This window comes from Mesorhizobium sp. M7A.F.Ca.CA.002.15.2.1, assembly GCF_003998715.1.
GTDB lineage: Bacteria > Pseudomonadota > Alphaproteobacteria > Rhizobiales > Rhizobiaceae > Mesorhizobium > Mesorhizobium ciceri.
The window spans coordinates 1-8,574 of record NZ_RZPI01000185.1 but is presented as its reverse complement, the minus strand read 5'-3'; the positions used below and the strand labels follow the sequence as shown (position 1 = coordinate 8,574).

General features: G+C 61.4%; 8 protein-coding genes and 1 pseudogene. 7 read left to right on the top strand and 2 right to left on the bottom strand.

Going from position 1 to position 8,574, the window contains the following annotated elements:
- Positions 1-263 (bottom strand): annotated as a pseudogene (locus ENZ74_RS13035) (hypothetical protein); the annotation flags it as partial.
- Positions 264-807: 544 nt separating this feature from the next.
- Between ENZ74_RS13035 and ENZ74_RS13030 the strand changes: the two are divergent.
- The 6 genes from ENZ74_RS13030 to ENZ74_RS13005 all read left to right on the top strand — a co-directional run bounded on the left by ENZ74_RS13030 (position 808) and on the right by ENZ74_RS13005 (position 6,714).
- Positions 808-960, top strand: a complete 153-nt coding sequence (locus tag ENZ74_RS13030) for a lasso peptide (protein WP_010913078.1) — start codon at positions 808-810, stop codon at positions 958-960.
- Between the two features lie 137 nt (positions 961-1,097).
- A complete protein-coding gene (locus ENZ74_RS13025; protein ID WP_027164264.1) occupies positions 1,098-1,412 on the top strand; it encodes a PqqD family protein in 315 nt (104 codons plus the stop codon).
- A 169-nt stretch (positions 1,413-1,581) separates the two neighbouring features.
- Positions 1,582-1,959 (top strand): lasso peptide biosynthesis B2 protein, encoded by a 378-nt coding sequence (locus ENZ74_RS13020; protein ID WP_244514257.1) that lies wholly within the window; start codon positions 1,582-1,584, stop codon positions 1,957-1,959.
- On the top strand, positions 1,956-3,878 hold the full coding sequence (locus ENZ74_RS13015) for a lasso peptide isopeptide bond-forming cyclase (RefSeq protein WP_063169881.1): 1,923 nt from the start codon (positions 1,956-1,958) through the stop codon (positions 3,876-3,878). Before ENZ74_RS13020 ends, ENZ74_RS13015 begins: the two co-directional genes overlap by 4 nt.
- Entirely contained in the window at positions 3,875-4,861 is a 987-nt protein-coding gene (locus tag ENZ74_RS13010; RefSeq protein WP_063169880.1) for a serine kinase, read from the top strand. The genes ENZ74_RS13015 and ENZ74_RS13010 overlap by 4 nt, the downstream gene beginning before the upstream one ends.
- An 8-nt stretch (positions 4,862-4,869) precedes the next feature.
- Positions 4,870-6,714: an ABC transporter ATP-binding protein gene (locus ENZ74_RS13005; RefSeq protein ID WP_063169879.1), complete on the top strand. Its 1,845-nt coding sequence runs from the start codon at positions 4,870-4,872 to the stop codon at positions 6,712-6,714.
- Positions 6,715-6,822: 108 nt separating this feature from the next.
- Here ENZ74_RS13005 and ENZ74_RS13000 read toward each other — a convergent pair whose 3' ends face one another.
- Positions 6,823-7,098 carry an exopolysaccharide production repressor ExoX protein gene (locus tag ENZ74_RS13000; RefSeq protein WP_013528119.1) on the bottom strand — a complete coding sequence of 92 codons (276 nt, stop codon included), beginning with the start codon at positions 7,096-7,098 and terminating at the stop codon, positions 6,823-6,825.
- 601 nt (positions 7,099-7,699) lie between these two features.
- Between ENZ74_RS13000 and ENZ74_RS12995 the strand changes: the two genes are divergently transcribed.
- On the top strand, positions 7,700-8,377 hold the full coding sequence (locus ENZ74_RS12995) for a sugar transferase (protein ID WP_013528120.1): 678 nt from the start codon (positions 7,700-7,702) through the stop codon (positions 8,375-8,377).
- Positions 8,378-8,574: the final 197 nt, after the last annotated feature.

Below are 8,574 nucleotides of genomic sequence, written 5' to 3'. Positions count from 1 at the left end.
ATGATGCAGGACGCGTTCATCGAAACCGTTTTCCTGCGGTAGGTGTCGAGCCATTGGAAAAGCTTAGTTGGCCTCTGAAGCGCGGGTGCGCGCGAAAGCGCCTTGAGGACAAAGACGGCGACCTTGTTCAGCCTGGCAATCTCGGCAATTTTTTCACCGTCAAGATGGCGCATCGAAACGTCGCCCGCGCCCGGGCCGGCGAAAAACAATCGCAGGCAAGCCTGCACATAGGCCACCTCGCCGGCACAGCCGGCGGCGCGCAATCGTTCGTATGAGCCATCCGGCAAGGCCATTTAGCGCACAGTCTCCCAAGAAAGCGTTTCGCGCCGACACTTATGCTGCAAGTGCGAAGCAAGCATCACCAAAAACCTCGATGCCGTAAAGCCTTTCCTTCTGCAGTGCGAATTTTTGCCACCAAAGCGTCTATCGAGGTGGCATCGGAAAGCAGTGAAAACCGCGGTTGAAATGTCCCTTGCCACGTCCGCTTAGGCAATCTCCGGACGATTTCTCAAATGGAAATTCTTTTCATTAGAGAGGCCTAAATATAGGCACAACGCAAACGGCTTATGCAAGCAAAATCAAATGCTTAAAGAATCAGCACAGGCGCGATCGTCGTGCACAAGGAATCGGCTAAAAAATGACAAGTTTTAGGCATGCCGCTCATGTGACGACGCCAGCAACCGTAATTGATTAACAGAAAGTAAAACAGTCTTGACTCATAAATGCTGCCGTGCAGCTATTGCATTGCAGCATAAAAGTGCTGACGGCACTCGACAGGCCGTTTCCAGTCCTAAATCGGAGAGTAAAATGGAACAGAATGTTGAAAAGCATGAATATGAAACGCCAAGCCTGACGGTCCATGGTTCGATTGAGACCATCACCCAGGGCGGCGGCGGCAGCACGGCGATCGACGCATCGTTCCCCGCGCATACGCCGATTGGCGACCTGACGTTCTCCTGAGACCTACAGCCGATTCCAGAGTGACATGTTGGGACTCTGGATTCAAAAGCAGACGTAAGAGGGGTCGGGGGGCCAGCCTCCCGATTTCTCCTGCGCCGCCTGGAGATGTCGCAGCGTTTTGTCAGCGAGGTTTGGGGATGAACGGGGAGCTATCCGACCGTGATCTGGGCGACCACGATAGCGTGTGCGCGACCAAGGATGCCGTGGCTTGCGAGTTCGGCGATGGCTTGGCGCTGCTCAATCTCAAATCCAATGTCTACTACAGCCTGAATGGCGTCGGCGCCTTCATCTGGGATTTAATCCAGGAACCCCGGTCGATCGGCGACATCCGCAGCGCCGTGCTTGCGCGCTACAATGTCGACCCGGTGCGCTGCCAGGCCGATGTCGACGCATTGCTGAAGGGCCTGGCCGATAATGGGCTTGCGAGACGGCATCATGAGGCACTTGTCTAAGCCGGTCCAGCACAAGTCCCTGGTTTCACGGGCCCTGGTTTCGCCGGCCTTGTCTTCGCGGGCCACGGCTTTACGGCAGGAACCGGCGAGAGAAACAAACGTCAAGCAGACGAAGCGCGGGGGAAGCCGGCGCGGGCTGGTCAGGATTTTCTCCCTGACTGGCTCGGAAATGATCTTCCTTGGCCATTGCCTGCTGGTGGTGGCGACAGTTCGGCTGGGGCTGACGCTGTTGTCCTACAATCGTGTACGCAGCCTGGTGACGCGCCTCGACGCGCGGCAGTGCGCCTCAATGGGCGAACTGCGGCGCGTCGCCTGGGGCGTTGCCGCCGCGGCCCGTTTCGTCCCTTACGCCACGTGCCTGACCCAGGCGCTCTCCGGCCAGTATATTCTCGCCCGCCAAGGCAATGAATCGACGGTACGCATCGGCATCGAACGTGGCACAGGCGAGCAGTTGAAAGCACATGCCTGGCTGGTCAGCGACAACCATATCGTGCTTGGCGGATCGATCGACGGCTTCGCCCATCTCGTCGACCACGGCAGCCGATGAGCGGCGTCGCCGGAATCCTGTTGCGCGGAGCAAACGCACCGGCGGTCGCGGCGGCCGACATTCAGCAAATGCTGGCGCGCATGCGCCATCGTGGTCCTGACGGCAGTTCTTGGTGGCTGGACACCAGCATCGCCCTTGGCCACGCCTGGCTCAACACATCGGATGAAGTCGGTCCGGGCCCTTTGACGATGGCTGGGGGCCGGCTCGCCATCACCGCCGATTGCCGGCTGGACAACCGTGACGAGTTGCTGGCCAGGCTCGGTATCCGCGACCAGTCGGTAGCCGACGCGATCGTGCTGATGCGGGCCTACCTGCGCTGGGGCGAAGCCTGCCCGGAGCATCTGCAAGGCGATTTCGCCTTCGCCATCTGGGATGACGAGCGGCAATCGCTGTTTTGCGCGCGCGATCATTTTGGCGTCAAGCCGTTCTACTACCACGCGGCGGACCGGCGTTTTGCCTTTGCGTCGGAGATCGGTCCGATCCTGGGCGTCGAGGGTATCCGCGCACGTGTCAGCGAGCGCCAGATCTCCGGCTTCCTGGCCGGGCTTCCCGACGACCCGCAGTCGACCCCCTACAGCGATATATTCAGCCTGCCGGCCCGCCACAGCCTAACCGTCACCGCGCAACAAGTGATGCTGCGCCGATACTGGCAGATCGAGCCGTCGGCGCGGCCCTTGCGGTCGGATGCATCGGAGGAATTCGCCCATCTGTTCTCGCAATCGGTGCGCAACCGCATGCGAGGGACCTCGGCGGTCGGGGCAATGCTGAGCGGCGGCCTCGATTCCTCGTCTATCGCCTGTGTCGCCGGCCTGCAGAATGCCGCCGCGCGCAAGCCGAGGCTGCCAACCTTCTCGCTGATTTTCGAGAAGGGCTCGCCGATGGACGAGCGGCCCTTCATCGATGCCGTTCTCGACCAGCAGAAGGTCGACGCGACGCTGATCCCGGTTGGCAACTATGCCCCATTTGCCGAATTCGAGCGCGTGCTGGAAGAACAGGAAGGAACGTTCCTGGCGCCGGGCCTGACGCTCACCCGCGGCATCTACCGGACTGCCGGCGCCAAGGGCATCAAGGTGCTGCTGGACGGCCATGGTGGCGACGAGGTCGTTTCACAAGGCCACGGCCACCTGCACGAGCTTGCGAATGGCGGCCGATGGATGGATCTGTGGCGCGAGGTCCGCAGCGCCTCCAACACCTATGGCGACAGCACGCTTGGCCTTTATCTCCAGTTCCTGACCCTCTACGGGCCGGCCTGGCGCATCGCCAGGCTGAGGCATATGGCCAACCGTGCCCTGAACAAGATCCGCAAGCCCGCGCAAGTGTCGCGCGCACGAAGCTGGCGCGACCTGATCAATCCGGACCTGGCCAAGCGCACCGAGCTTGTCGACCGGTTTCACCGGGCCGGCTACATGCCGCCCGGCGTCCAGGCCAGCGATGCCTTGAGCCATCGCTGGATCCTGTCGAACGGCTATGTCCCGCATGCTTTCGAGGTTCTCGACAAGGCCGCCGCCAATTTCGGGGTCGAGCCGCGCTACCCCTTCTGGGACAAGCCGCTGGTCGAGTTCTGCCTGGCGCTGCCGGGCGAGGAGAAGCTGAGCCACGGTTTTGGCCGCTATGTGCTGCGCCGCGCCATGCAAGGCGTATTGCCGGAGGCGGTGCAGTGGCGGCGCGACAAGATCGACTTCACTGCCAATCTCCTCAATGGCATGCTGCGCAACCATCGCGACCTCCTGGAACAGCTGCTGGTCTCGGATGCGAACCGCATCGCGCCTTACGTCAATCTGCCTCAAGTGAGTGCTGCCTATGCGCGGCTGCTGCGCCAGCCCGATCAGGCAGCCCCCCTGGATGTCCAGTATGTCTGGCGCTCGGCCTCGCTGTCGCTCTGGCTGCGGCAGCTCAAGCATGGCGGGAGCCCCGCATGATGCCGCGCAACGAGCCGCTCGCTCTATGCAATGATGATGCCTTTTCGCATGGCCGGGCCAAGCGAGAACGCCGCTTCTACCGGGCCTACGGCCTGACCATCGCGTCGGAGGTGACGTTGCCCGAACTGCAGCCGGCGACGCCGGGGGCGGCGGATGTCGTGATTGCCGTCGGCGCGATCGACCTGCCAAAGCCCTCGCCCGAAGCCGCGACCGACTTTCGCTTCGAGCCGGATCGGCAATATCTGGCGTGGCATGCCGTGGGCGCGTTCCTGATCACCGATTCCAGCCGTATCGACATCGAACCGGCGCCCGGCGTCGACGACGCGCTGCTCGCGTTTCCGCTGCTTGGTCCGGTCATGGCGCTGCTCTTGCACCGGCGCGGCCTGCTTGTCCTGCATGCCAGTGCCATCGCCGCCGCCGGCACGAGCGCCATCTTCATGGGTGACAAGGGAGCCGGCAAGTCGACGACCGCAAGTGCGATGATCCGGGCCGGGCATCGACTGCTTACCGATGACGTGGTGGCGCTGGACCTCGCCAATCCGAGTGAGCCAATGACCGTTCCGGGCTTTCCGCAGATCAAGCTGGCGGCCGACGCCGCGGCGGCGATCTCGCTTGGGGAAGCGGAAGTGCGGCCGCAAGTGCATGCGGCGATCGACAAGATGCAGCATCGCCTGAACGGTGGCTTTTCGGGCGACGAGGTGCCGGCGACCAGGATCTATATCCTCGAGCGCGGCGAAAGGGCTGACATCACGCCCTTGCCCGCCATTGCCGCCCTGCCGGCCATCATCAAATTCTCCTATGTGACGCGCTTCGGCCGCGCGGCCCTGCCCGGCGACTTCGCGACGGCGCATCTTCGGCAATGTTCATGGATTGCCAACCATATCGGCGTGTACCGGCTGGAAGTCCCGACGGGCCTGGACAGGATCGGCGAAGCCGTGGAACTGATCGAAAAGGATCTGTCGGCTGGCAGCCGGCGGTTGTGAGCGCAACCATGTCGAAGCCCCCAATCCTTCGCCTGTCGCTGTTTCGAGAAATTGCCGCCTTCGGCGCCACCATTGCCCGGATCGGCGGCCGGCGAACGTGGACGGCGCTGTTCTTCCTCATCCTCGGCAGCCTGACCGAGGGCATTTCGATCCTGCTGCTCGTCCCGCTGCTGCATCTGGTCGGACGTGCCGACCAGGATTTCGCTGTTCGGCTGCCCAACGATGATTTCGTGCGCTGGCTGGTGCCTGATGGCACGCTGCAACTGACGACCGTGCTTTGCGCGCTGGTCGGGCTTGTTGCGGCGCAGGCGGCGTTCAATCGCTTCAAGTCGGTCTACATGGCCAAATTGCTGTTCGATTTCATCAATCGCGTTCGCATGAACCTGTTCGAAAGCATCGGCAAGGCGCGCTGGGGCGTTTTTACACGCATGCGCAGTTCCGATCTCGATCATGCCCTGACCGGCGACATCGACCGCGTCCAGGGCGCGGCTTTCTCACTGCTGATGCTGGTGCAAATCGCCGTTCTTCTGGCCGGCTATCTCCTGGTTTCCGTGTTTATCTCGCCGGTCATGACGCTGTTTGCCGTGGTCGTCGGCATCCTGATGTTCGTGGCGCTGCGGCCCTTCCGGGCACGGGCCACTGCCTTCGGCCGTGTGCTGACCGCCAATCGCCAGGACCAGTACCGGACGGTCTCGGAATTTCTCGGCGGCATCAAGGTGGCCAAGAGCCTGAACGTCGAGGACAGCTATTTCGCGCAGCTGCGGTCGACGCTTGAGAGGATGAAGGCCGACAACATCGACTATGTGCGCAACAGCACCATCGGCACTGCTGTATTCCAGGTGGCGAGCGTCGTGGGCCTGAGCCTGTTCATCTATGTGGCTTTGGTCCGCTTCAATCTGTCGCTGGCCGAGATCGTCGTCCTGCTCCTGGTCTTCATGCGTATCGCGCCGCGCTTCATGGACATGCAGACGCAGGCCCAGCAAGTGCTGATCAACCTGCCCGCCTTTACGGCAATGCGCAGCCTGCAGGCACGTTTCGACGCCGAACGCGAGCCCGGCCATACCGAGTTCGCCGACGCCGGGACACTCTCCCTCAATAAGGGATTGAATATTCGCGGCGTGTCCTTCGCCTACGGAGATGCTGTCGACAAGGCGGTGGTGAGCGGCATCACCTTCGGCCTGCCGGCCGGCAAGGTCACCGCCCTGATCGGCCCGTCCGGATCGGGCAAGAGCACGATCGCCGACATGCTGCTTGGCCTGCTGGAGCCCACCACCGGCAAGATGCTTGTCGATGGCGTCGAGATCGATGCCAGCAATCGCCGTCGCTGGCGCGACCAGGTGGCCTATGTGCCGCAGGACGTGTTCCTCCTGCACGACACGATCGCGGCGAACCTGCGCCTCGCCGCGCCACGGGCCAGCGATGGCGATCTGTGGGCCGCGCTGCGTCAGGCGCACGCCGGCGAGTTTGTCGAACGGCTCGACCTCAGGCTCGAGACGGTGGTCGGCGATCGCGGCGTGCGGCTCTCGGGCGGCGAACGCCAGCGCATCGCGCTCGCGCGCGCGCTGCTGCGCAAGCCGTCGCTGCTCATTCTCGACGAGGCGACCAGCGCGCTCGACTGGCAGAACCAGTCGCTGATCGCCAGGTCGATCGATGGATTACGCGGTACGATGACGATCCTGACCATCGCGCACCGGCCGTCGATGATCGCCTTCGCCGACTGGGTGGTGGCGATGGAAAACGGCCGTATCGTCGAGGTCGGCCAATATCAGCGGCTGAAGGAAAAAACCGGCAGCCGGTTGTCGAGGATGCTGTTGGGGGAACAGTCGGAGAGCGAACCCGCTGATGTGGCGTGAGCCGGCGACCAAGACGCGTCGCGCCGAGACGGATTCACGCGGCGCTTTGGTCCCTTTGTCTCGAAGGATGTCGTTGCCGCCAAACCGGCCACGTTTGAGCAGTCTGCATCAATGCAGGCCGCGCCTGGCACCGCCCAGCTTCTCGCTTTCGGCGACCTCGGGTGCGTTCAGTTTGCGCTCGGCGTCACGAGCTATGTCGGCAGGCGTCGGCGCGCTCCTGGCGATCATGGTGTAGATGAGCACGAAATAGCCAGCCTGAATGGTCACGGCGCAGATGATGACACGCACCAATATCGTGCCTATCGACGCACCGCCCAGCCAGGACCAGCCGACGACGATCGCCAGAGCGAAAATCATCCCGAGGATGAATTTTGGAAGTGCCATACCCAACAGCCCATAAACCGGCTCGGGTATTATCGCGATTGCCCCACCCGAGCGCCGTCCCTTGTCATGTGGGCTTGTTAAGGTCGCCCACTCTCGACCGGTTGCTTCCGGCCTTTTCCACCTGTCGTCACCGTGACAGGTATAATTTGCAATTCTATTAAGGCGAGCAATAGGCGGCAAGGGCAACTTCGGTTATTTTTGATCGAGCTTTTGCGATCGACTCTGCCATGTTGCAATGCACGCAACGGGAGCTAGGCCGATATCCTCTCGTCGATATTTTTCAGTAAAATGGCCAATATTAAGTAGTATTTTATATGGTTTTGACCAAGCATCACGGCATGATGAAGCACTAGTTTGTACCTCGCCTTGGCAAATAGGTAGGTCCGCCTAAAAACCGCCCCACAAAGGCCTCTATTTTTTCGGCTGTGCCCATTTATTGTCACAAATGTGCTAAATATGCCGAAATTTGTGCATGGCAAGCTTATTATTTAGTCATTTCATGACGTGACTATTTCAACGGGGTGGTAAATTGTGTGTTGCGCTGCAACATTTTTTTGGTATCGTGTGGTGAACCATTCGTTCAACGCATGGAGTTTACGGCATGAGGGACGTTGCCAAGTCAGCCACCGCGAGCTTTTCGCAGGCTGACATCGATTTTCCGCCGCCGATCGGCGGCCTGCTCAAACGCAGCTTCGATATCACCGGTTCACTGATTGGCTTGATCGCCCTCAGCCCGCTATTTGTCATGATAGCGCTGCTCGTCAAGTTTTCCGACGGTGGCTCGATTTTCTACGGCCACAGGCGAATCGGGCGGGGCGGACGGATTTTTCCGTGCCTGAAGTTCCGCACCATGGTTCCGGACGGCGACAAGGTGCTGGCAGCCTATCTCGCCACCAACCCGGACGCCAACGCGGAATGGATCGCGACCCGCAAGCTGAAGAACGACCCGCGCGTCACCCGCGTTGGAGCAGTGCTGAGGAAACTCAGCCTCGATGAGTTGCCGCAGATCATCAACATCCTGCAGGGCGATATGAGCCTTGTCGGTCCGCGTCCGGTTGTGCGCGACGAACTAGAGATCTATGGCACATCCGCCGTCTACTATCTGAAATCGCGTCCGGGCCTGACCGGCCTGTGGCAGGTCAGCGGCCGCAACGATGTGTCCTATGACAGCCGCGTCGCCTTCGACCGTCACTATGTTGAGAACTGGTCGCTGTTCGAGGACGTTCGCATCATCATCAAGACCGTCCCGGCCGTCTGGATGTCGCGCGGTTCTTACTGACCGGCCGGTGGCCAATGCCAGACATTGGCGTCGGCCATTCGACGCAAGCTCATCGGGCGATGGGGCTATAGCGGATCGGAACGTTGAGTTGAAAACAGATTTGTTCGAAGCCTTTCGCGGCGGCCCGGTTTCCGGCCGCCTGCGGCGGGCGCGTTTGCTGGCCACATGCCTTGCCATGGCCCTCGTCGTCCCGGACC